This window comes from Streptomyces venezuelae ATCC 10712 (assembly GCF_008639165.1).
In the GTDB taxonomy this organism is placed as follows: Bacteria; Actinomycetota; Actinomycetes; order Streptomycetales; family Streptomycetaceae; genus Streptomyces; species Streptomyces venezuelae.
Genome location: NZ_CP029197.1, coordinates 2,053,046 through 2,076,035, shown reverse-complemented (window position 1 = coordinate 2,076,035; position 22,990 = coordinate 2,053,046). Strand labels below are relative to the sequence as shown.

Annotated in this window: 18 protein-coding genes; 6 read left to right on the top strand and 12 right to left on the bottom strand. The window is 73.2% G+C overall.

What is annotated here, in order from left to right; all coding sequences use genetic code 11:
- Positions 1-15 precede the first annotated feature (15 nt).
- Positions 16-813, bottom strand: a complete 798-nt coding sequence (gene lipB, locus DEJ43_RS09195) for a lipoyl(octanoyl) transferase LipB (protein WP_041663771.1) — start codon at positions 811-813, stop codon at positions 16-18.
- Positions 814-1,101: 288 nt separating this feature from the next.
- Between lipB and DEJ43_RS09190 the strand changes: the two genes are divergently transcribed.
- Positions 1,102-2,640 carry an NsdA family TPR-like regulatory protein gene (locus tag DEJ43_RS09190; protein WP_015033061.1) on the top strand — a complete coding sequence of 513 codons (1,539 nt, stop codon included), beginning with the start codon at positions 1,102-1,104 and terminating at the stop codon, positions 2,638-2,640.
- Between the two features lie 65 nt (positions 2,641-2,705).
- Here the strand turns inward: DEJ43_RS09190 and DEJ43_RS09185 are convergent, their stop codons facing one another.
- Positions 2,706-4,034, bottom strand: coding sequence for an NAD(P)/FAD-dependent oxidoreductase (locus DEJ43_RS09185; RefSeq protein WP_041663770.1), 1,329 nt, complete (start codon positions 4,032-4,034; stop codon positions 2,706-2,708).
- Between the two features lie 243 nt (positions 4,035-4,277).
- The gene (locus DEJ43_RS09180; RefSeq protein WP_015033059.1) at positions 4,278-5,198 is read right to left on the bottom strand and encodes a TIGR01777 family oxidoreductase; all 921 of its coding nucleotides are present in this window, start codon (positions 5,196-5,198) and stop codon (positions 4,278-4,280) included.
- 38 nt (positions 5,199-5,236) lie between these two features.
- Here DEJ43_RS09180 and DEJ43_RS09175 point away from each other — a divergent pair, with 38 nt between their 5' ends.
- The gene (locus DEJ43_RS09175; RefSeq protein ID WP_041663768.1) at positions 5,237-5,737 is read left to right on the top strand and encodes a GNAT family N-acetyltransferase; all 501 of its coding nucleotides are present in this window, start codon (positions 5,237-5,239) and stop codon (positions 5,735-5,737) included.
- Positions 5,738-5,742: 5 nt separating this feature from the next.
- Here DEJ43_RS09175 and DEJ43_RS09170 read toward each other — a convergent pair whose 3' ends face one another.
- Positions 5,743-6,345, bottom strand: a complete 603-nt coding sequence (locus DEJ43_RS09170; protein ID WP_015033057.1) for an MBL fold metallo-hydrolase — start codon at positions 6,343-6,345, stop codon at positions 5,743-5,745.
- Between the two features lie 152 nt (positions 6,346-6,497).
- Between DEJ43_RS09170 and DEJ43_RS09165 the strand changes: the two genes are divergently transcribed.
- Positions 6,498-7,412 (top strand): helix-turn-helix domain-containing protein, encoded by a 915-nt coding sequence (locus DEJ43_RS09165; protein WP_051026036.1) that lies wholly within the window; start codon positions 6,498-6,500, stop codon positions 7,410-7,412.
- A gap of 13 nt (positions 7,413-7,425) precedes the next feature.
- Here DEJ43_RS09165 and DEJ43_RS09160 read toward each other — a convergent pair whose 3' ends face one another.
- On the bottom strand, positions 7,426-8,076 hold the full coding sequence (locus tag DEJ43_RS09160) for a TetR/AcrR family transcriptional regulator (RefSeq protein WP_041662301.1): 651 nt from the start codon (positions 8,074-8,076) through the stop codon (positions 7,426-7,428).
- Between the two features lie 132 nt (positions 8,077-8,208).
- Here DEJ43_RS09160 and DEJ43_RS09155 point away from each other — a divergent pair, with 132 nt between their 5' ends.
- Positions 8,209-9,003: an SDR family NAD(P)-dependent oxidoreductase gene (locus DEJ43_RS09155; protein ID WP_015033054.1), complete on the top strand. Its 795-nt coding sequence runs from the start codon at positions 8,209-8,211 to the stop codon at positions 9,001-9,003.
- Positions 9,004-9,144: 141 nt separating this feature from the next.
- Here the strand turns inward: DEJ43_RS09155 and DEJ43_RS09150 are convergent, their stop codons facing one another.
- Positions 9,145-9,666 carry a DUF4240 domain-containing protein gene (locus DEJ43_RS09150; RefSeq protein WP_015033053.1) on the bottom strand — a complete coding sequence of 174 codons (522 nt, stop codon included), beginning with the start codon at positions 9,664-9,666 and terminating at the stop codon, positions 9,145-9,147.
- Positions 9,667-9,765: 99 nt separating this feature from the next.
- Here DEJ43_RS09150 and DEJ43_RS09145 point away from each other — a divergent pair, with 99 nt between their 5' ends.
- The gene (locus DEJ43_RS09145; RefSeq protein ID WP_041662300.1) at positions 9,766-10,695 is read left to right on the top strand and encodes an SDR family oxidoreductase; all 930 of its coding nucleotides are present in this window, start codon (positions 9,766-9,768) and stop codon (positions 10,693-10,695) included.
- A 31-nt stretch (positions 10,696-10,726) separates the two neighbouring features.
- Here DEJ43_RS09145 and DEJ43_RS09140 read toward each other — a convergent pair whose 3' ends face one another.
- The 6 genes from DEJ43_RS09140 to DEJ43_RS09115 form a co-directional block, all read right to left on the bottom strand.
- The gene (locus tag DEJ43_RS09140) at positions 10,727-11,686 is read right to left on the bottom strand and encodes a helix-turn-helix transcriptional regulator (protein WP_015033051.1); all 960 of its coding nucleotides are present in this window, start codon (positions 11,684-11,686) and stop codon (positions 10,727-10,729) included.
- Between the two features lie 35 nt (positions 11,687-11,721).
- A complete protein-coding gene (gene aceE, locus DEJ43_RS09135) occupies positions 11,722-14,427 on the bottom strand; it encodes a pyruvate dehydrogenase (acetyl-transferring), homodimeric type (RefSeq protein WP_015033050.1) in 2,706 nt (901 codons plus the stop codon).
- 292 nt (positions 14,428-14,719) lie between these two features.
- Entirely contained in the window at positions 14,720-15,343 is a 624-nt protein-coding gene (locus tag DEJ43_RS09130; RefSeq protein WP_015033049.1) for a GntR family transcriptional regulator, read from the bottom strand.
- A gap of 131 nt (positions 15,344-15,474) precedes the next feature.
- Positions 15,475-17,265 (bottom strand): 2-oxoglutarate dehydrogenase, E2 component, dihydrolipoamide succinyltransferase, encoded by a 1,791-nt coding sequence (sucB, locus tag DEJ43_RS09125; RefSeq protein ID WP_015033048.1) that lies wholly within the window; start codon positions 17,263-17,265, stop codon positions 15,475-15,477.
- Positions 17,266-17,327: 62 nt separating this feature from the next.
- Positions 17,328-18,716, bottom strand: a complete 1,389-nt coding sequence (gene lpdA / locus DEJ43_RS09120; RefSeq protein WP_041662298.1) for a dihydrolipoyl dehydrogenase — start codon at positions 18,714-18,716, stop codon at positions 17,328-17,330.
- A gap of 360 nt (positions 18,717-19,076) precedes the next feature.
- Positions 19,077-20,585 (bottom strand): leucyl aminopeptidase, encoded by a 1,509-nt coding sequence (locus DEJ43_RS09115; RefSeq protein WP_015033046.1) that lies wholly within the window; start codon positions 20,583-20,585, stop codon positions 19,077-19,079.
- Positions 20,586-20,902: 317 nt separating this feature from the next.
- Here DEJ43_RS09115 and DEJ43_RS09110 point away from each other — a divergent pair, with 317 nt between their 5' ends.
- Positions 20,903-22,987 carry a hypothetical protein gene (locus DEJ43_RS09110; protein WP_015033045.1) on the top strand — a complete coding sequence of 695 codons (2,085 nt, stop codon included), beginning with the start codon at positions 20,903-20,905 and terminating at the stop codon, positions 22,985-22,987.
- Positions 22,988-22,990 lie beyond the last annotated feature (3 nt).

Sequence of the window (22,990 nt, the reverse complement as noted above, 5' to 3'; positions counted from 1 at the left end):
AAGCCGGGCCGGGCCTCAGGCCGAGGCCGGCTCGATCTCGCGCGGCTTCAGCTCCGCGCCCTCCAGGACCGCCCGCAGGTGCTTCTCCACGACCGGCACCACCTCCTCGACCGTGACGTCCCGGCCCAGCTCGTTGGCGAGCGAGGTGACCCCCGCGTCGCGGATGCCGCACGGGATGATCCGGTCGAACCACGCGTTGTCCGGGTTCACGTTGAGCGAGAAGCCGTGCATGGTGACGCCCTTGGCCACCCGGATGCCGATCGCCGCCAGCTTCCGGTCCTCACGGCGCTGGCCCGCGTTGGACGGGGCGTACTCCGGGCCGTTCAGCCGGGGGTCGAACTCCTCGTCCGTCAGCCGCGGGTCGAAGTCGAGCGAGAGGCCGCCCAGCACCGGACGGTGCTCGACCGGGTCGCCCAGCACCCACACGCCGCTGCGGCCCTCGATCCGGGTCGTGTCCAGACCGAACTCGGCGGCGGTGAGGATCAGCGCGTCCTCCAGACGGCGGACGTGCGCGACGACGTCCACCGGCCGGGGCAGCTTCATGATCGGGTAGCCGACCAGCTGGCCGGGGCCGTGCCAGGTGATCTTGCCGCCGCGGTCGACGTCCACCACCGGCGTCCCGTCCAGCGGGCGCTCGCTCTCCGCCGTGCGCCGGCCGGCCGTGTAGACCGGCGGGTGCTCCAGCAGCAGACAGGTGTCGTCGATCTCGTCGGCGAACCGCGCGGCGTGCACCTCGCGCTGCTTGTCCCAGGCCACCTGGTACTCGACGGCTTCTTCGCCGAACCCAAGGCGGACGAATCGCAGCTCACTCACGGCCATGCCTCCTCCTGGGTGCCGAGGGCCGGACTCCGGGGATCATCCCGGGCCGGACCGGCACCATGCGTCATTCGCGCCCATGCCACTGTACGGCGGCGCAGGGGACGCCCCTCCGGCAGGTGGACGGGGGCGCCTACGTCAGCGGTGCCGTCAATCCTCACACGATCGGATGAATGTGGGGCGAAGGTGGCGGTACAGGCGGTGAGGACCGCTAAATTCGCGCCGTTCCATGAGGGTCCGACGGGGCTGCCGCCCGGACCCGGAAGGCAGGAGACCGCACAGCTGATGACGGAACGACCACCGCAGCGCATCCCGAACCGCCAGCTCGCCGCGCTCATCGCCGAAGCCGGGTTCTCCCATGCGGGCCTGGCGAGACGGGTGGACCAGCTCGGTCTCGAGCACGGTCTCGATCTGCGGTACGACAAGACCTCCGTGACCCGCTGGCTCCGCGGCCAGCAGCCCCGCGGCACCACCCCCGCCCTCATCGCCGAGGTGTTCACCCGCCGGCTCGGCCGCCGCCTCTCCGCCCAGGACCTCGGCCTCGACGCCTGCGCGCCGGTCTACGCGGGCCTGGAGTTCGCCGCGACCCCCGAGGAGGCCGTCGACATCGTCAGCGGGCTCTGGCGCAAGGACTCCGGCAGCCACGCCGAACTCCGCAAGATCGCCTTCACCCCGGCGGGTCTCGTCGTCCCCAGCCGCGACTGGCTCATCGGCCGCGCCGACGACCGGGTGGCCCGCGGGGACCTGCCCCCCGGCTCCCGCTCCCCGTCGCCCCCGGCGGCCACGGCCACCGCCACCGGCGTCGTCGGCGGCGCGGACGGCCGGCTCCCGCATGACGTCCGCCTCGCCCACGACCCCCGGGTGCCGCCCCAGGGCCGCTTCTCCGTGCCCCGGCAGCGCGGCACGGACCGGGCGCCCGGCCAGCGGGTCTCCAGCGGCGACATCGCCGCGCTCCGCTCCGTCGGCGAGCTCTTCCGCACCCTCGACCACGCCTACGGCGGCGGCCACGCCCGCCAGGCCCTCGTCCGCTACCTGGAGCACGAGGCCGAGCCGATGCTGCGCGGCACGTACGGCGAATCCGTCGGCCGGCGCCTCTTCGCCGCCGCCGCCGACCTCACCCGGCTGGCCGGCTGGACCTCGTACGACATCGCCGCCCACGGACTCGCCCAGCGCTACTTCGTCCAGGCACTGCGCCTCGCCCAGGCCGCCGGCGACCGGGCCTACGGCTCGTACGTGCTCCTCACCATGAGCTGCCAGGCCGTCTACCTCGGCCACGGACGCGAGGCCGTGCAGCTCGCCCGGGTCGCCCAGCAGGGCGTCGGCCCCGCCGCGCCGCCCGTCGTCCAGGCGATGCTGCACGCGGTCGAGGGCCGCGGGCACGCCGTGCTCGGCGAGGCGCGGGCGTGCAGTGCCTCGCTCGTACGGGCCGAGCGCGCGCTCGAAGCGGCGCGGCCCGGGGACGAGGTGCCGTACTGGGCCCGGATGTTCGACGAGGCCCAGCTCGCCGACGAGCTCGGCCACTGCCACCGGGACCTCCAGCAGTACCGCCCCGCCGCGCAGCACGCCGAACGCGCCCTCCAGCTCCGCGCCCCCGGCTTCGCCCGCAGCCGCCTCTTCTGCCGCGTCGTCCTCGCCACCTCCCGGCTGGCGCTCGGCGAACTGGAACAGGCGTGCGCGCTGGGGGCGGAGGCGGCGCAGCAGGCCTCGGAGATGCGGTCGGCGCGGGCCGTGGAGTACGTCCGCGACTTCGAACGCCGCCTTGAGCCCTACCGGGACGCGGCCCCGGCCCGCACCTACCGCGACCGCGTGGCCGCGATCGGCTGACCGCGATCGGCTGACCACGCGCCCCTGTGCGGCGCGTGCGGCGCTGTCGTGGGCGGTGCGGTGCGTCACGCCGCCTCCGTCGACTCCGATTCCCTCGGTGCCGGGATTCCCAGGTCCGTCAGGAGGGCCGTCGCCGCGCGGTGGGCCGAGGCGAGGGCGCCCTGGGGGGTGCTCGTCGCGCGGTGGTCGCCGCAGACGTACAGGCCCGAGAGCAGTCGGACCGAGCGGCGCCCGTCGTGCGGCGGCGGCATCGCCGGCACCGCGTGCGCCGTGTGCCGCAGGCCGAGCAGCTCCCATTCGTCGGTCGACGTCCCGTACAGCGTGGCCAGGTGCTTGCGGACCCGCCGTTCCGTGTCGTCCGGCGGCGTCCCGAGCACCGTCGACGTGATCAGGACCCGCCCCTCCGGCGCACGGCTCGGATCGACCGCGCTCATCACCGCCGTGTGCGCGACGGGCCCGCCGGGGTCGGACTCCAGGAGCAGGGTGGGGTCCGTGGTGGGGGCGACGGGCGCCGTGTGGTGGAGCACCGTCAGGGCGTGGAAGGCCGGGACGCGGAGCCCCGGCAGCAGTTCGGCGGCCGTCCGCGCCCCCGTCGCGAGGACGACCGAACGGCAGCGGATCACCCCGTGCTCCGCCGTCGTCACCCGCGAGATCGACGCCTCGGTGACCCGGACCCCGGTCCGCACCGTGCCCGCCGGCAGCGCCGCCGCCAGCCGCTCGGGCAGCGCCGCCGCCCCGCCTTCCGGTACGGCCGTCCGGCCCCGGGCGAAGGCGCGCAGCGCGAGGTCGGCGCGACGGCTCGACATGCCGAGGTCAGGGTCTCCGAGCAGCGCCGCGAGGAGCGGCCGGAGCACGCCCTGCACGGTCCGGGCGGGCAGCCGGGCCGTCAGGGCCTCGCGCGCGGTCCGTTCGGGCCGGGCCAGGATCCGCTGGGTCGGGGTCGCCGCGAGCCGCACGAGGGACGCGCCGAGCCGCGCCTGGTCGAGTGAGGCGGCCGGATGACGGGGGGCGCTCGCGAGGGCGCGCGCCACGCTGAACGCTCCCCCCACGCTCCGGTTGCCCGGGCTGCGGGGCCCGAGGGCGGCCCGGCGCGGATGCGGCGCGCCCCAGCGCGCGTACCGCCCGTCGCTGTGCACGAGCACCCCGGGCGCGAAGGGGCGCAGCACGAGGCCGTCCAGCCCCGGGGTGGCCCGCAGTTCCTCGTACGACTGGGTGAGCAGCGGCCCGACCCGGTCGAGCAGGAAGCCGTCGACCGATTCGGTCGCCATCCGGCCCCCGATCCGCGGCTCCGCCTCGAGGACGGCCACGGAGAGCCCGGCGCCGGTCAGCCGGTGGGCGGCGGCGAGCCCCGCGAGCCCGGCTCCCACGACGACGACGTCCACGGCCTCCACGATGTCGGGTTCGACGTCCGTACGCTGTGCGGTCCTTGCGCTGTCTGCGCTGTTGAGCACGTGCCCCTCCCCAGGTCGGCGCGGCCGGTGGGAGGCCTATGCCCCCAACGGGCCTCCGGAATGCCCGAGTTCGCCGTTCGTGTCGAGCCTAGGCAGCGCTCCCACGCGTGCCAGCCGCGCGCACCGGGGTGCGTGCGGCACGGGGGAGCGCAGGGGAGGGAGCGGGCGGGGTCGGGGCGTACGGGGTCAGCGCGCCGCCGCCCGGATCGCGTCGTCGATCCCCGGGAACGCGAAGTCGAAGCCCGTCTCCAACAGCCGTCCCGGCAGCACCCGCTGACTGCCCAGCACGTCCTGCGCGAAGTCCCCCAGCACCACCCGCAGGGCGGGCGCGGGCACGGTGAGGAGGGTCGGGCGGCGCAGGACCCGGCCCATCGCCGCCGTGACCTCGCGGTTGGTGACGGGGTCGGGGGCGGTGAGGTTGACCGGGCCGGCCAGGGACGGGGTGTCGACGAGGTGACGCAGGGCGGCGACCTCGTCGTGGAGGGAGATGAACGACCAGTACTGGCGGCCGTCGCCCATCCGTCCGCCGATCCCGGCGCGGAAGAGCGGGAACAGCCGGCCCCAGGCGCCTCCCTCGCGCGCCACGACCAGACCGGTGCGGGCGTAGGTGACGCGGATGCCGGCCTCCTCGGCGGGGGCCGCCGCGGCCTCCCACTCCACGCAGACCGAGGGCAGGAAGCCGGTGCCCGCGGGGGCGCTCTCGTCGACCGCGCGGCTGCCGGTGTCCCCGTACCAGCCGAGCGCCGTCCCGCAGACCAGGCTCTCCGGCGGGTCCGCGAGGGAGGCGAGGGCCTGGGAGATGGCGGTGGTGCCGAGCACCCTGCTGTCCCGGATCTCCCGCTTGTACGCCTCGGTCCAGCGGCGCTCGCCGACGCCGGCGCCGGCCAGGTGGACGACGGAGTCGACGCCGACGAGTCCGGCGGCGTCCACGTACAGCCGTGCCGGGTCCCACTCGACCTCGTCGGCGGTCCTCGCGGGACGGCGGACGAGCCGGAGGACGTCGTGGCCGTCGGCGCGCAGGGAGCGGACGAGGGCGGAGCCGATGAGCCCGGAGGCGCCGGTGACGGCGACGCGCTTGCGGAGGGCGGAACGCTGCATGGGGTCCATCCTGCCCTCCCCGGCGGGCGCGTGGCACAGTGGCCGTCATGATCGTGCCGGAGACCCTGATCCGTACCGCCGAACGGGCGGACGACGACGTCCTCGCCGAGCTCGACCGGGTCACCTGGTCTCGCCTGCACGCGGTCCTGCCCGCGCCGGTCCCGCCGTACGGACCGTTCTTCGACGACCGGCACCGGCCCGAGGACTACCTCGTCGCGGTGCGCGGGGGCGTGGTCGTGGGTTACGTCCGGACCGTGCCGCCGACGCCGCTCGCGGCCACCGCCCACGTCCGCCAGATCCAGGGACTCGTGGTCGCCGAATCCGCCCGGGGACTCGGGGTGGCGCGGGCGCTGCTGCGGGCCGCGATGGACCGGGCGCGGGCGGACGGCGCCGTCCGGATGACGCTGCGGGTGCTCGGCCACAACGCGCCCGCCCGCGCGCTCTACGCCTCGGAGGGCTTCGGGGTGGAGGGCGTGCTGCCGGGGGAGCTGTTCCTGGACGGGGAGTACGTGGACGACGTCCTCATGGGCCGTTCGCTGACCCGCTAGGGGTGTCAGCGCGGGGCCGTGTCGTCGGCCGGGAAGGCCGGGCCGTGGCCGGGGACGATGACGTCCGCGGCGGCGAGCACCCGGAGCCGGGAGTCGCGCAGGACCGTGTGGTCCGGGGCGACCGGGTCGTCGACGGGGCCGTTCGGCCGCCACCAGAGGTCGCCCACGAAGGCGACGATGTCCGTGTCGGTGCCGGCGAGGAGCGTGATGTCCTCGCGGCTGTGGCCGGGGGTGCGGATCAGGCGGAGTGACGGGGTGAGTTCGTAGCCCTCGGCGTCCCGGTCGGTCCACTGGTCGTTCTCGTAGATCGCGTGGTGGTCGTGGACGCGCGCCCGGCCGAAGAGGCCGACGTTCATGGTGTTGTCCGGGTGGTGGTGGCTGAGCACGACGTCGGTGATGTCGTCGGGGCCGAGGCCCAGTTCGGCGAGCGGTCCGAGGATCCGGTCGCGGCCGGCCACCATGCCGGGGTCGACGATCACGTGCCGGTCGCCGTCGTGCACGTAGGAGACGGTGGCGGCGACCCCAGGGCCGGTGGAGAGGGTGTAGCCGGTGGTCAGGACCGTGTAGCGGGCGGTGCGGCCGCGCAGTGCGTCGTCGTTGGTGTTCATGGACCCAAGTCTTCGCTTCCGGCGGCCCCTTCACGAGTGGCCGCACTGCCATCGATCGCGTGAATCGTGCCAGGTGTGGCGGCGGCCCGTGCCACACTCCTGGAGTGCCGCCCTTCGTGACCGTCGCCGCCTACGCCCCGCCCGGCGTCGGCATGCTCGGCGCCGGGATCGTCTCCGAGGTGTTCGACTTCCGCGGACAGGGCCTGCCGCGCTTCGACTTCGCCCTGTGCACCGACCGGCCCGGCCGCGTCCGCACCGACGTGGGTCTGCCGCTCGTCGTCGAGCACGGCCTGGACCGGCTCGCCTCGGCCGACCTCGTCATCGCCCTGCCCTGGAGCGACTTCCGTACGCCCCCGGCCCCGGCCGTACTCGACGCGCTGACCGCCGCCCACGGGCGCGGCGCACTGGTCGCGGCCCACTGCGTCGGCGCCTTCGCGCTCGCCGCCGCCGGGCTCCTCGACGGGCGGCGGGCCACCACCCACTGGCGGTTCGCCGGCCTCCTCGCCGAGCGCCACCCGGACGTCACCGTCGACCCCGACGCGCTGTACGTGGACGAGGGCAGCGTCGCCACGGGCGCGGGCGCCGCCGCCGGCTTCGACCTGTGCCTGCACCTCCTGCGGCGCGAGTACGGCGCCACCACGGCCAACGCCATCGCGCGGGACCTGGTGCTCCCGTCCCACCGGGACGGCGGCCAGGCCCAGTACCTGGCCACTCCCGTACCCGAGGACAGTCAGGACGAGAAGCTCGCCGAGGTGCTCGCCTGGGCCCGGGAGCATCTCCACGAGCCGCTGCCCGTTGCCGAGCTGGCCCGCCGGGCCCTGATGAGCCGGCGTTCCTTCGCCCGCCGCTTCGCCGCCTCCACGGGCACCACCCCGCACGCCTGGCTGCTCGGGCTGCGCCTCAGCCGCGCCGAGGAGCTCCTGGAGACCACGGACCTGCCGGTCGAGGAGATCGCCCACGCGGTCGGCTTCGGCAGCGCGGCCGTGCTCCGCGCCCAGTTCGTCCGCCGCCGGGGCGTCCCGCCCCGCTCGTACCGCCGCTCCTTCACGCGTACGCCCACCGTCTGAGGCCGGACAGGCCCTAGGGGTTCAGGAGCCGCATCCCGCCCATCAGTTCGCGCAGGCAGCGGACCGCGAGTTCCGCCGGGGCGCCGTCGCCGCCGGCCGGGGCGTCCGTCTCGGCCCAGCTCTCCAGGGCGATCCGGATGGCGTCCGTGGCCGCCGCGGCCGCGAGGCGCACCTCCAGGGGGTCGGCGTCCGGGCCGGCGAGTCCGGCGACGACCTCGCGCAGCCGCTCCTCCGACTCCTGGTTGACCCGGTACCAGACGGCGCGCAGGGCGGGGTCCTCGGTGGCCGCGCGCAGCAAACCGCGCGTCCAGCGCAGCCCTTCCTCCGCCGCCGCGTCCGCGGGGGTCAGGGAGGCGGCGATCGAGCGTTCGAGGGCCGCGGGGAGCCCCGCGCCGGGTTCCGTCGCGGCGAGCAGTTCGCGCCAGCGGTCGCCGCCGCCCGCCAGGAGCGGGGCCACGGCGTCCTGCTTGGAGCGGAAGTACCGGTAGAAGGTGCGCAGCGCGACCCCGGCCCGCAGGGCGATGTCCTCGGCCGTGGTGCCGTCGGGGCCGCGCTCGGTGAAGAGCTCGGCGGCGGCGCGCGCGATGTCCAGCTGGGTGGCGGCCTTGCGGCGCTCCGTCAGCGTCCGGGTGGGGGGCGTGGCGCCCTCGGGCTTGGTGCTCACCGTACGAAGCGTACGCCCGCGACTGCCGAGGGTGCACATCGTGCAGCTATGGCAAAACGTGCCACTTGGGCGTACGGTGGCATGGTTCCACCGGAGAGCCCTCCGGAACCTTGACTTCGAGAGGTTGCCGCCATGAACCAGCTGACCCGATACGCAGGACGCCGCGCGCTCATCACCGGCGGCGGCTCCGGCATCGGCCAGGCCACCGTCCTGCGGGTGCTCGCCGAGGGCGGCCGGGTCGTCGCCGCCGACATCAGCGAGGACGGCCTCAAGGACACCGTCGCCAAGGCGGGCGACGCCGCCGACCGCCTCACCACCGTCGTCCTGGACGTCGCGGACGAGGCCTCCGTGCGCGCCGGCGTCGCCGCCGCCGTCGAGGCGCTCGGCGGCCTGGACGTCCTGGTCAACGCGGCCGGCGTCCTGCGCTCCTCGCACACCCACGAGACGAGCCTCGACTCCTTCGAGCAGGTCGTGCGGATCAACCTCACCGGCACGTTCCTGGTGATCCGCGAGGCGATACCCGCCCTCCTCGAAGGCAACGGCTCCGCCGTCGTGAACTTCTCGTCCACCTCCGCGATGTTCGCGCACCCCTACATGGCGGCGTACGCGGCCAGCAAGGGCGGCATCCAGTCCATGACCCACGCGCTCGCCGCCGAGTACGCCAAGCAGGGCATCCGCTTCACCGCCGTCCAGCCCGGCTCCATCTCCTCCGGCATGACGGACGGCACCGGCGCCAGCCGCCAGAGCGTCGGCCCCGGCCTCCCCGAGGACACCGACTGGTCCCTCTTCGCGAAGCTCGCCCCCGCCCTCGGCCAGGGCTTCGCGGGCCCCGAGACCGTCGCCGGGGTCGTCGCGATGCTGGCGTCCGAGGACGGGAAGTTCATCACCGGCACCGAGGTCCGCGTCGACGGCGGCACGCACTTCTGACGACCGCCGCACGGCGCCGGTCCCGCTGAGCCACCCGGGGCGCGGATCCCTCCGTCCGCGCCCCGGGCCCGCGGCCGCGCCGCCCCGTCACGACGGGCCCGTCGTCGCGGGCGTACTCCCGGGCCCGTCACCCCGGCCCCGTCACCCCGTCCCGAACCGCTCCCACAGCCGGGGGAAACGGGCCGCGAGCACCTTCTCGTCGTCCAGGTCGAAGGGGGCGCCCAGCGGCTCCCCGCCCGGCATCGGAATGCCCAGGTCCGGGGTCTCGGCGCCGGTCAGCTGCTCGTACGCCTCGTCGGCCGCGAAGCCGATCTCCTCACCGTCCCCGTCGATCTCCACGTCGAAGTCGCCGAGCAGCTCCGCGAGCGCGTCCGGATCGTGCACCGCGCCCTCGTAGACCTCCCGGCCCTGGCCGATGAGCCAGCAGCGGAACGAGTCGAAGGTCTCCTCGCCCGCCCCGTCGAACAGCACGGCCGCCGCGCCCCACAGATCCCAGAGGTACGCGCGGTTGTAGCGGGCCTCGAAATGGCGGGCGTAGTCGAGCACGGAGTCGGGGTCCAGCCGGGTCAGCCGCTCCACGAGCAGGTCGGCCTGTTCCTCGGGGTCGCCCTCGGCTTCCTCGCGGCTGGCGTCGATGATCTCCCAGAACTCCGTCTCGTCCATCACGGGACCAGCATCCTGGTTCGGGGGGTGCGACGCACCCGGAAAGCCCGAAATGAAACCAGACAGAAGATGTCTGATTTCCCTGTCACGCTGGTGCGCATGACGACGGAGAAGAAGGACACGAACAGCCTGCGCGGACGGATCTGCCTGGTCGCCGGGGCCACCCGGGGCGCCGGACGGGGCATCGCCGTCCAGCTCGGCGCGGCGGGCGCCACGGTGTACGTCACCGGACGGACCACCCGCGCGAAGCTCAGCGAGGTCGGCCGGGCCACCGAGACCATCGAGGAGACCGCCGAACTGGTGACGGCCGCCGGCGGCGAAGGCATCGCCGTCCCCACCGACCACCTGGACGTCGAGCAGGTGAAGGCGCTGGTCGAGCGGATCGACCGCGAGCACGGGCGGCTCGACGTCCTCGTGAACGACGTGTGGGGCGGCGAGCACCTCCTCTCCTTCGGGAAGAAGACCTGGGAGAACGACCTCGCCGGCGGCCTGCGGATGCTCGAACTGGGCGTGAAGACCCACGCCATCACCTCGCACACGGCGCTCCCGCTGCTCATCCGGCACCCGGGCGCCCTGGTCGTCGAGATCACCGACGGCACCTCCGCGTACAACGGCACCCGCTTCCGCGAGAACCTCTTCTACGACCTCGCCAAGAACGCCCCGATCCGGATGGCGTTCGGCCTCGGCAAGGAACTCGCGGAGTACGGCGGCACCGCGGTCTGCGTCAGCCCCGGCTGGCTCCGCTCCGAGCAGATGCTGGAAGGCTTCGGCGTCACCGAGGAGAACTGGCGCGACGCCGTCGCGAAGATCCCCGACTTCGCGGTCGCCGAGTCCCCGGCGTACGTGGGCAGGGCGGTGGCGGCCCTCGCCGCCGACGCGGACCGCCACCGCTGGAACGGCCGGTCGCTCGACAGCGGCGGGCTCGCCCGGGAGTACGGCTTCACCGACGCGGACGGCTCACAGCCCGACGCCTGGGGCTTCATCCTCGCGGGCGAGACGGGCAAGCCGGACGTGAACGACTACCGGTGACCGCCACACCGGGCCGGGTCCGGGCAGCCGGTCAGCCGTACAGCGACGTCATGGCCCGGGCGGCGTCCCGGAACCGGGCGCGCAGGGAGGCGGGGGCCAGCACCTCGGCCTCCGCGCCGAGGGTGAGCAGCTGGGAGTACGCGACGTCCTCGCTCTCCACCGGCAGGACCACCCGGAGCAGCGGCCCCTCGGGGACCGCGGCCGCGAGCGACTCCTCGGCGGCCGCGCGGTCCGTCACGTACGGCAGCCGGCGCGCGCCCGCCTCCGTGAGCCGTACGACGACCTCGGCCCGCAGGATCGAGCGGGCGAACTCGGCCGCGCGCTCGGCCCAGAAGGCGGACAGGTCGAAGGCCGCGTCCCGCTCGAAGCGCGCCACGCCGAGGGCGACGGCGGTGAAGCGGTCGACCCGGTAGGTACGGAAGGCGCTGCCGGAGCGGGCGCACAGGTACCAGACGCCCGCCTTCAGGACGAGGCCGTACGGGTCGAGCTCGCGCTCCACCTCGCGGTCGCCCCGGCGGTAGCGGGCGGAGATCGTACGGTCGTCCCAGACGGCCTCCGCGATCGGCGGCAGCGCCTCCGGCGTCTCCGGCTCCTGGTACCAGCCCGGCGCGTCGAGCAGGAAGCGCCGGGCCACCGAGTCGGGGGCGTCGCGCAGCGACGGCAGCAGCGCGGCGGACACCTTCAGGCGGGCCGCCGATGCCGCGTCCTCCAGGCCCATGTCCCGCAGCGCGCCCGGCAGTCCGGACAGGAACAACGCCTCGGCCTCGCCGCGCGCGAGGCCGGTGAGCCGGGTCCGGTAGCCGCCGACGAGCCGGTACCCGCCGCCCCTGCCCCGGTCCGCATACACCGGAACCCCCGCCTCCGAGAGGGCGAGGGCATCACGGGTGATGGTCCGCTCCGACACCTCCAGCTCGGCCGCGAGTTCGGCCGCCGTCATCGAGGGACGGGACTGGAGGAGGAGGACCAGCTTGATCAGACGGGCGGCGCGCATGAACCCATCATGCGCGCCCGCACCGACAGGCCGGACTACAGGCCGTAGCGCTCGCGCGCCTCCTTCACGGCCGAGGCCGGGACCTCGCCGCGGCGGGCGAGCTGCGCGAGGGCCGCGACGACGATCGACTGGGCGTCGACACCGAAGTGGCGGCGGGCCGCGTCACGCGTGTCCGAGAGGCCGAAGCCGTCGGCACCGAGCGAGGACCAGTCCTGCTCGACCCACTGCGCGATCTGGTCCGGGACCTGGCGCATGTAGTCGGAGACCGCGAGGACCGGGGACTCGACGCCCTCCAGGGCCCGGCGGATGTACGGCACCTGCTCCTCGCCGCGCAGCAGCGCCGCGTCGGCCTCCAGCGCGTCGCGCCGCAGCTCCGTCCAGGAGGTCGCGGACCACACGTCGGCGCCCACGCCCCACTCGGCGGCGAGCAGCTTCTGCGCCTCCAGGGCCCAGTGGATGGCGGTGCCGGAGGAGAGCAGCTGGATGCGCGCGGCGTTGGCCGGCAGGTCGAGACCCGCGGACTCCGCCGTGTTGAAGCGGTACAGGCCCTTGACGATGCCCTCGTCGATGCCGGCCGGCTTGGCGGGCTGGGGCATCGGCTCGTTGTAGACCGTCAGGTAGTAGAAGACGTTCTGGTCCTCGCCCTCGGCGGCCTCGCCGTACATCCGGCGCAGACCCTCCTTGACGATGGCCGCGACCTCGTAGGCGAACGCCGGGTCGTACGTCAGGGCGGCCGGGTTGGTCGCCGCGATCACCGGCGAGTGGCCGTCGGCGTGCTGGAGGCCCTCACCGGTCAGGGTCGTACGGCCCGCGGTGGCGCCGACGAGGAAGCCGCGGCCGAGCTGGTCGCCGAGCTGCCACATCTGGTCGGCGGTCCGCTGCCAGCCGAACATCGAGTAGAAGATGTAGAACGGGATCATCGCTTCGCCGTGCGTGGAGTACGCGGTGGACGCGGCGATGAAGTCGGCCATCGAACCGGCCTCGGTGATCCCCTCGTTGAGGATCTGGCCGTTGACGGCCTCCTTGTAGTACATCAGCTGGTCGCGGTCGACCGGCTCGTACGTCTGGCCCTTCGGCGAGTAGATGCCGAGCGACGGGAACAGCGACTCCATGCCGAAGGTGCGGGCCTCGTCCGGGACGATCGGGACCCAGCGCTTGCCGGTCTCCTTGTCGCGGATCAGGTCCTTGACCAGGCGGACGAACGCCATCGTCGTGGCCATCGACTGCGAGCCGGAGCCCTTGTCGAAGGCGGTGAAGGCCTTCTCGGCCGGGGCCGGCAGCGGGGCGATCGCGTGGGTGCGGCGGGCCGGGGCCGGGCCGCCGAGCGCCGCGCGGCGCTCCTGGAGGTAGCGGACCTCGGGGGAGTCGGCGCCGGGGTGGCCGTAGGGCACCTGGCCGTCGGCGAACTGCGCGTCCGAGATGGGCAGTTCGAGAAGGTCACGCATGTTCTTGAACTCGTCGTTCGAGAGCTTCTTCATCTGGTGGTTCGCGTTCTTCGACGCGAAGCCCTCACCGAGGGTGAAGCCCTTGACGGTCTGCGCGAGGATGACCGTCGGCGCGCCCTTGAACTCGACGGCGGCCTTGTACGCGGCGTACACCTTGCGCGGCTCGTGGCCACCGCGCGAGAGGTGGAAGCACTCCAGGATCTTGTCGTCGGACAGCAGCTGCGCCATCGCGACGAGCGCCGGGTCCTTGCCGAAGAAGTCCTCGCGGATGTAGGCGGCGTCGCGGGTCTGGTACGTCTGGACCTGCGCGTCCGGGACCTCGCGGAGGCGGCGGACGAGGGCGCCGGTGGTGTCGAGCGCGAACAGCTCGTCCCAGGCGTTGCCCCACAGCGACTTCACGACGTTCCAGCCGGCGCCGCGGAACTGGGCCTCCAGCTCCTGCACGATCTTGAAGTTGGCGCGGACCGGGCCGTCGAGGCGCTGCAGGTTGCAGTTGATGACGAAGGTCAGGTTGTCCAGGCCTTCGCGGGCGGCCAGTGCGAGGGCCGCGGTCGACTCGGGCTCGTCCATCTCGCCGTCACCGAGGAACGCCCACACGTGCGAGGCGGAGACGTCCTTGATGCCGCGGTTGGTCAGGTAGCGGTTGAAGCGCGCCTGGTAGATCGCGGAGAGCGGGCCGAGACCCATGGAGACGGTGGGGAACTCCCACAGCCAGGGGAGGCGGCGCGGGTGCGGGTAGGAGGGCAGGCCGTTGCCGCCGGACTCCTGCCGGAAGTTGTCGAGGTGGGCCTCGTTGAGGCGCCCGTCCAGGAACGCGCGGGCGTAGATGCCGGGCGCGGCGTGGCCCTGGATGTAGAGCTGGTCGCCGGAACCGTCGGCTTCCTTGCCCTTGAAGAAGTGGTTGAAGCCGGTCTCGTACAGCCAGGCGGCCGACGCGAAGGTGGCGATGTGGCCGCCGACGCCGTACTTCGAGCCGCGGGTGACCATCGCGGCCGCGTTCCAGCGGTTCCAGGCGGTGATCCGGCGCTCCATGTCCTCGTCGCCGTCGAAAGCGGCGCCCGTCGGCTCGGCGGAGGTCGGGATGGTGTTGACGTAGTCCGTCTCCAGCAGCTTGGGGAGGGCCAGGCCCGCGCCCTCGGCGTGCTGGAGCGTGCGGCGCATCAGGTAGGCGGCCCGGTGGGGGCCGGCGGCCTTGGTGACGGCGTCCAGGGAGGCCGCCCACTCGGCGGTCTCCTCGGTGTCACGGTCCGGGAGCTGGTCGAGCTCGCTCGGAATCTTGCCTACGGGATCGGTCATGATCGCCGCCTTCCGGACAGGTGGGGGTGGAGAAGGGGTGCCTTGTCTGGCAGGACAGGGCGAAGGGCCGGGTAGCGGCCCGCCGAAGACTGTAAACCGGCGATCGATGATCGATCAAAGGGTTGAAGGGGAAAACCTCTTCAGATCGAGAAAGTCGGCACAGGGTGCCGCGAAACAGGGCACCCGGTGCCTTGTTTTCGCAGGTGAGGAAGGGTTTCTGAGACCCTGCCCGCACGAATGAGCGGGCCCACCCGAGGGTGGACCCGCTCACTGTCCGTGACGAGAAAAGAGGTCAGGCGCGCGGCGCGCACCCCAGCACATGCGCCTTCACCAGGGCGCCGATGTTCGGGTCGCCCCGCCGGAAGGCCTCCACCAGCTCCTGGTGCTCCTCCGCGTACGACTTCTGGACCGTGCCGAGCCAGCGGATCGACAGGGCCGTGAAGACCTCGATGCCGAGCGTCTCCCAGGTGTGCAGCAGCACCGCGTTCCCCGCGGCCTTCACCAGCTCCCGGTGGAACGCCACCGTGTGCCGCACCTGCGCCGTGCCGTCGGAGGCCGCGTCCGCCTCGTACAGCGCCGCCACGTGCGGTTCCAGGGTCGAGCAGTCCGAGGCGAGCCGCCCCGCCGCCAGCTCGGCCGCGATCTGCTCGAGACCGGCCCGTACGGGGTAGCTCTCCTCCAGGTCGGCGGCGGTCAGATTGCGGACCCGGACGCCCTTGTTCGGCGCCGACTCGATCAGCCGCAGCGACTCCAGCTCCCGCAGCGCCTCGCGCACCGGGGTCTGGGAGACCTCCAGCTCGGTCGCGATCCGGCGCTCCACGATCCGCTCGCCCGGCTTCCAGCGGCCGCTGACGATCCCCTCCACGATGTGCTCGCGGATCTGCTCGCGCAGCGAGTGGACGACGGGGACGGTCATGAAGCGGCTCCTCGGGGAGTGTTGACTCTAAAGACAATACGGCGGCGCCCCCGTCCGGAAACACTTCCGGACGGGGGCGCCGCAGGTGAGGCTCGTTACGTTGCCTCCGACCCTGCCTTTCGGCACGTGCCTTACAGGCCGAGGTCGACCTCGAACTCGCCGGCCTCCAGGATCGCCTTGACCGAGGTCAGGTAGCGGGCGGCGTCGGCGCCGTCCACCAGACGGTGGTCGTAGGACAGCGCGACGTACGTCATGTCGCGGATCGCGATCGTCTCACCCAGGTCCGGGTGGTTGATGACGACCGGACGGCGCACGGTGGCGCCGATGCCCAGGATGGCGACCTGGTTCGGCGGCACGATGATCGTGTCGAAGAGCGCGCCGCGCGAACCGGTGTTGGAGATGGTGAAGGTCGCACCGGCGAGGTCGTCCGGCGTGATCTTGCTGGCGCGCACGGCGCCGGCCAGCTCCGCGGTCTTCTTCGAGATGCCGGCGATGTTGAGGTCGCCCGCACCCTTGATGACCGGGGTCATCAGACCCTTCTCGGAGTCCACCGCGATACCGATGTTCTCGGTGTCGAAGTAGGTGATCGTGCCCTCGTCCTCGTTGATCCGGGCGTTGATGACCGGGTGGGCCTTCAGCGCCTGGGCCGCCGCCTTCACGAAGAACGGCATCGGGGACAGCTTGACGCCCTCACGGGCGGCGAAGGCGTCCTTCGCGCGGGCGCGCAGCTTCATCAGCTTGGTGATGTCGACCTCGACGACCGAGGTCAGCTGGGCCTGGCCGTGCAGCGCCTTCATCATGTTGTCGCCGATGACCTTGCGCATGCGGGTCATCTTGACGGTCTGACCGCGCAGCGGGGAGACCTCCAGGGCCGGAGCCTTGGCGGCGGCGGCCGGAGCGGCCGCGGCCGGGGCGGCGGCGGTCTTCTTGGCCTCGGCGGCCGCGAGGACGTCCTGCTTGCGGATCCGGCCACCGACGCCGGAGCCCTTGACGGCCGCCAGGTCGACACCGTTCTCGGTGGCGAGCTTGCGGACCAGCGGGGTCACGTACGCGCCGTCCTCCGCGGGCGCGGCCGGGGCCGCGGGGGCCGCCGGAACCGGGGTGACGACCGCCGGGGCGATCGACGGGGCCTGCGCGGCCGGCGCCGGAGCGGCGGGGGCGGCCGGCGCGGGGGCCGGAGCCGGAGCGGCCGGGGCGGCCGGGGCCGGAGCAGCGGCGGCCGGGGCCGGAGCGGCCGGAGCCGGAGCGGCGGCGGGGGCGGCCGGAGCCGCGGCCGGGGCGGCCGCCGGAGCGGCACCCGCGGCACCGATGACGGCGAGCTTGGCGCCGACCTCGGCGGTCTCGTCCTCGGCGACGACGATCTCCAGGAGAACGCCGGAGGCCGGGGCGGGGATCTCGGTGTCGACCTTGTCCGTGGAGACCTCGAGCAGCGGCTCGTCGGCCTCGACGGTCTCGCCGACCGACTTCAGCCAGCGGGTCACGGTGCCCTCGGTGACGGACTCGCCGAGCGCCGGCAGCACGACGTCGGTGCCCTCGGCGGAACCGCCGCCGGCGGCCGCCTCGGCCGTCGGGGCCGGAGCCGGCTCCTGGACCTCGGTGGACGGGGCGGCCTGCGGCGCCGGGGCGGCGGCCGGAGCCGGCGCGGCCTCGGCGGCCGGGGCGGGGGCCGCGGCGGGAGCGCCGGAGCCGTCGTCGATGATGGCCAGCTCGGCGCCGACCTCGACCGTCTCGTCCTCGGCGACCTTGATGGAGGCCAGGATGCCCGAGGCGGGGGCGGGGATCTCGGTGTCGACCTTGTCGGTCGAGACCTCGAGCAGCGGCTCGTCGGCCTCGACACGCTCACCCTCGGCCTTGAGCCAGCGGGTGACGGTGCCCTCGGTGACGCTCTCGCCGAGCGCCGGCAGGGTTACGGAAACCGACATGGTTTCAGTTGCTCCTAACGAATTGCGGGAAGTGGTCGTCGCGCCCTGTGATGACGTGAGCGTCAGTCGTGGGAGTGCAGAGGCTTGCCGGCCAGGGCCAGGTGGGCCTCGCCGAGCGCCTCGTTCTGCGTCGGGTGGGCGTGGATGAGCTGCGCGACCTCGGCCGGCAGCGCCTCCCAGTTGTAGATCAGCTGCGCTTCGCCGACCTGCTCGCCCATGCGGTCACCGACCATGTGGACGCCGACCACGGCACCGTCCTTGACCTGGACGAGCTTGATCTCGCCCGCGGTCTTGAGGATCTTGCTCTTGCCGTTGCCCGCGAGGTTGTACTTCAGGGCCACGACCTTGTCCGCGCCGTAGATCTCCTTGGCCTTGGCCTCGGTGATGCCGACGGAGGCGACCTCGGGGTGGCAGTACGTCACCCGGGGCACGCCGTCGTAGTCGATCGGGACGGTCTTCAGGCCGGCCAGGCGCTCCGCGACGAGGATGCCCTCGGCGAAGCCGACGTGCGCGAGCTGGAGCGTCGGGACGAGGTCGCCCACGGCCGAGATCGTCGGCACGTTGGTACGCATGTACTCGTCGACCAGGACGTAGCCGCGGTCCATCGCGACGCCCTGCTGCTCGTAACCGAGACCGGCGGAGACCGGGCCGCGGCCGATGGCGACCAGGAGGACCTCGGCCTCGAAGGTCTTGCCGTCGGCCAGGGTGACCTTGACGCCGTTGTCGGTGTACTCGGCCGACTGGAAGAAGGTGCCGAGGTTGAACTTGATGCCGCGCTTGCGGAACGCGCGCTCAAGAAGCTTCGAGCTGTTCTCGTCCTCGACCGGGACGAGGTGCTTCATGCCCTCGATCACCGTGACGTCGGTGCCGAAGGACTTCCACGCGGAGGCGAACTCGACGCCGATGACACCGCCGCCGAGGATGATCGCGGACTCCGGGACCCGGTCCAGGGTCAGCGCGTGGTCCGAGGTGATGATCCGGTTGCCGTCGATCTCCAGGCCGGGCAGGGACTTCGGCACGGAACCGGTGGCCAGCAGGATGTGGCGGCCCTCGACGCGGCGCCCGTCGACGTCGACGGAGGTCGGGGAGGAGAGGTGCCCGGTGCCCTCGATGTAGGTCACCTTGCGGGAGGCGACGAGGCCCTGCAGACCCTTGTACAGGCCCGAGATCACGTCGTCCTTGTACTTGTGCACGGCCTTGATGTCGATGCCCTCGAAGGAGGCCCTGACACCGAACTGCTCCGCCTCGCGGGTCTGGTCGGCGACCTCGCCGGCGTGGAGCAGGGCCTTCGTCGGGATGCAGCCGTTGTGCAGGCAGGTGCCGCCGAGCTTGTTCTTCTCGATCAGTGCGACGTCCAGGCCCAGCTGCGCTCCGCGCAGCGCCGCGGCGTAACCGCCGCTACCGCCGCCGAGGATCACTAGGTCGAAAACGGTGCTGGCGTCGTTCGCCACGTCACGTCCTCCATGCATGTGCGCTCGTCGCCGGTCGTCGATGACCGGGCGGCGGCTGGTGTCCGGCCGCATTATTTTCGGCCCTGTGGTGGGGGCCCTGTCCTGCCGAGAACCCATCTTCGCACTTGTTGACGGAAGGCGGGACGCGGGGCCGGTGTGTGAGACCGGCCGATCGCCCGTACGCACGCCCGATCGGGGTGTACGAACGTACGGATTTCGTCGCGGGCGAACGGCGACGGCGATCCCGCCCGGGGACGGCCACGGCGGTCCCGCACCGCGACGGCGGCGGCGGCGGTCCCGCACGGCGAACGGCGACGGCCCCGGGCACGAAGCCCGGGGCCGTCGCCGTCACGCGGCTGCTCAGAGCTCGCCGGCCGCCGTGCGCTCGGCCAGCTTCACCAGGGTGCGCACCGAGGAGCCGGTGCCGCCCTTCGGGGTGTAGCCGTACGGGGCGCCCTCGTGGAAGGCCGGGCCCGCGATGTCCAGGTGGGCCCAGGTGATGCCCTCGCCCACGAACTCCTGGAGGAAGAGACCGGCGACCAGGCCGCCGCCCATCCGCTCACCCATGTTGGCGATGTCGGCGGTGGGGGAGTCCATGCCCTTGCGCAGGTCGGCGGGGAGCGGCATCGGCCAGGACGCCTCGCCGACCTCCTCCGCGATCTCGTGGATCGCCGAGCGGAACTCGTCGTCGTTGGCCATGATGCCGAAGGTGCGGTTGCCCAGCGCCAGGACCATCGCACCGGTCAGGGTCGCGACGTCGACGATCGCGTCCGGGTGCTCCTCGGAGGCCTTGGTCAGCGCGTCGGCGAGGACGAGCCGGCCCTCGGCGTCGGTGTTGAGGACCTCGACGGTCTTGCCGCTGTACATGCGCAGCACGTCACCCGGGCGGGTGGCGTTGCCGGACGGCATGTTCTCGGCGAGCGCGAGCCAGCCGGTGACGTTGACCTCGAGGCCGAGGCGGGCCGCGGCGACGACGGTGGAGAACACGGCGGCGGCGCCGCTCATGTCGCACTTCATCGTCTCGTTGTGGCCGGCCGGCTTCAGGGAGATGCCGCCCGAGTCGTAGGTGATGCCCTTGCCGACCAGGGCGAGGGTCTTCTCCGCCTTCGGGTGGGTGTAGGCGACGCGGACGAGGCGCGGGCCGCGGGCGGCGCCCTGGCCGACGCCGAGGATGCCGCCGTAGCCGCCCTTCTCCAGCGCCTTCTCGTCGAGCACCTGGACCTTGAGGCCGTGCTCCTTGCCGGCGGCCGTGACGGCGGCGGCGAAGGTCGCGGGGTAGAGGTCGTTCGGCGGCATGTTGATCAGGTCGCGGGCGCGGTTGATCTCCTCGGCCACGGCCTGGGCGCGCTCGGCGGCGGCCTTGTGGGCCTTGTCGCGCGGCTTGGCACCGAGCACGGCCACCTCGGCGAGGGGCTTCTTCGCGTCCTTGCCGTTCTCCTGGTACGCCGTGTACGCGTACGCCCCAAGCAGGGCGCCCTCCGCGATCGCGGCGACGTCCTCGGCGGCGGCGACGGGCAGCGCGAACGCGGCCTTCTTCGAGCCGGTCAGGGTGCGGGCCGCGGTGCCGGCGGCCCGGCGCAGCGTCTCGGCGGCGTAGGAGTCGCCGTCCTCGGGGGCCGAGCCGAGGCCGACGGCCAGGACGACGGGGGCCTTGAGACCGGCGGGGGCGGGCAGCTTGGTCGCCTCACCCTCGGCACCCGAGGCGCCCAGGGTCTCCAGGACGGCGGCGAGCCGGCCGTCGAAGGCCTTGTCGACGGCTTCGGCACCCGGGGCGACGACGAGCGTCTTCCCGGACTTGGCGACGCCGACGACGAGGGCGTCGGCGCGGAGCGTCGCCGCGCCGGCAGTGCTGAGAGTGAGAGCAGTCACGGTGGTGAAATCTCGCTTCCATTGAGTTCTGTGGCGGTCGAGGGATGGGCCGACCGTGCCCGCCGCATCGTATTTCGGCCCGGTGAGCGCCGAGAACGAGCCTACGCTCGCTCACCCGCTTCGCTCACGGCGGCGCTGATTCACTCATCCGTGGTGTCTCTTTCATGTTTACCTTCCAGGCTCGGAGCGCCCGTTTCACACTCGCCTCAGCCACGCGAGGACGACCCGCTCGTCTTCGCATCATCTGCATCATCTCCACAGGTCCCCCGCCCCGGCCCCCGGCGCGGAGGGGGCCTGCCGAGGGGGGACACCACCTGATGGACTCCGGCCGAATCCGTACGCCCAGAACCGCTCACCGCGGCCGCCCCGGCGCCCGCACCGCACCCCGCGGCGCGCGGGTCGCGGCCCTCGCCGCCGCCGCGCTGCTCGCCACCGTCGTGCCGTCCGCGCAGGCCCTCGCGGCCCCCGTGCCCCGGATCGACCTCACCGTCCTCGTCGTCGACGACGGCGGCAGCGCGGTCGGGGCCATCACCGCCGAACTGAAGGGCTCCGGCGTCCCGTACCGCCGGATCGACCTGAACGACCCCGACCGGCCGGTGCTCGACCCCGCCTTCCTCAGCGACACGGTCGACGGACGGCCCCGCGCCAAGTACCAGGGCGTCGTCCTGCCCCACGAGAGCGCCTTCGGGCCCGACTCGGCCGAGCACACCGCCCTCCAGGCGTACGAACGGACCTTCGGCATCCCGCAGGTCGACGCCTACACCTGGTCGCACCCCGGCGTCGGCCTCGACTACACCAACGAGGGCGGCTGGTCCGGCGTCCTCGACGGGACCACCGCCGGCGTCACCGCCGCCGGGAAGGCCGGCCCCTTCCAGTACCTCGCCGGAGCGCTCACCTTCGAGGACAACGACCCCTCGATCGCCGAGAGCTACGGCTACGCGGGCCGCCCCCGGGCCGGCTACACCAGCTACCTCGACATCCCCGTCCAGGGCGGCACCCGGGCCAGCCTGGTCGGCGAGTACACCGCCGACGGACGCCGCGAACTGGTCGTCACCTTCGCCTACAACCAGTACCAGCGGCAGTTCCGGGCCCTGGCCCGCGGCATCGTCGAATGGCTCACCCAGGGCGTCCACCTCGGCCAGAGCCGCAACTACCTCTCCGTCCACGTCGACGACGTCTTCGCCCCCGACGCCCGCTGGGACACCGGCCTCAACTGCACCCCCGGCGACTTCGACTGCGTCGGCGACGACGGGGAGGGCGCCAATCCGATCCGGATGACCGTCGCCGACGCCCAGTACGCCGCCGCCTGGCAGAAGTCCGCCGGCTTCACCCTCGACATGGTCTACAACGGCGGCCAGGGAGAGCAGTGGAAGACCGAGCACGGCGGCGCCGACGCGCTCACCGACCGGCTCGTCGCCGACCGCGCCCAGTACCGGTGGATCAACCACACGTACACCCACCCCTTCCTCGGCTGCGTCCAGAACAACGCCGTCGTCCCTTGGCAGTGCGCCCAGGACGCCACCGGCAAGACCCTCTGGGTCAGCCGCGCCGAGCTCTCCGCCCAGATCCGCGACAACCACAACTGGGCCGTCCGCAAGGGCATCTCCGTCGACCGCACCGAACTCGTCACCGGCGAGCACTCCGGCCTGAAGACCCTGCCCCAGCAGCCCGCCGACAATCCGAACCTCGCCGGCGCCCTCGCCGACAACGGCGTCAAGTGGACCGGCAGCGACAACTCCCGCGAGCCCCAGCAGCGGTCGGTCGGCGCGGCCAGGACCGTCCCGCGCCACCCCATGAACGTGTACTACAACGTCGGCACCGCAGCCGAGATGACCGACGAGTACAACTGGATCTACACCTCCCGCGCCGACGGCGGCAGCGGCATCTGCGAGTCCAACCCGGCCTCCACCTGTCTGCCCGCCCCGCTGCCCACCTCCACCGGCTACGCCGACCACATCGTGCCGCAGGAGGCCCGCACCGCCCTCTCCCACGTCCTCGGCAACGACCCCCGGCCGCACTACGTGCACCAGTCCAACCTCGCCGAGGAACGCCTCCTCTACCCCGTCCTCGACCGCGTACTGGCCGACTACCGGGGCCTGTTCGCGCCGAGCGCGCCCCTGGTGAACCCGGCCCAGAAGGACGTCGGCACCGAACTGAGCCGCCGCACCGCCTGGGACCAGGCGCTGGCCGCCGGACAGGTCACCGCCTACCGCATCGGCACCGCGGTCACCGTCAAGGCCCCCGCGGGCGTCACCGCACCCGTCACCGCGCCCGAGGGCACCCGCAAGCGGCTCCTCCTCGGCACCACCGCCTTCGGCACGCCGTACGCCGGGACCCGCTCCGCCTGGACCTCGCCCGAGCTGCTCCAGACCAGCGTCACACTCACGCTCCCGACCGCCTGACCA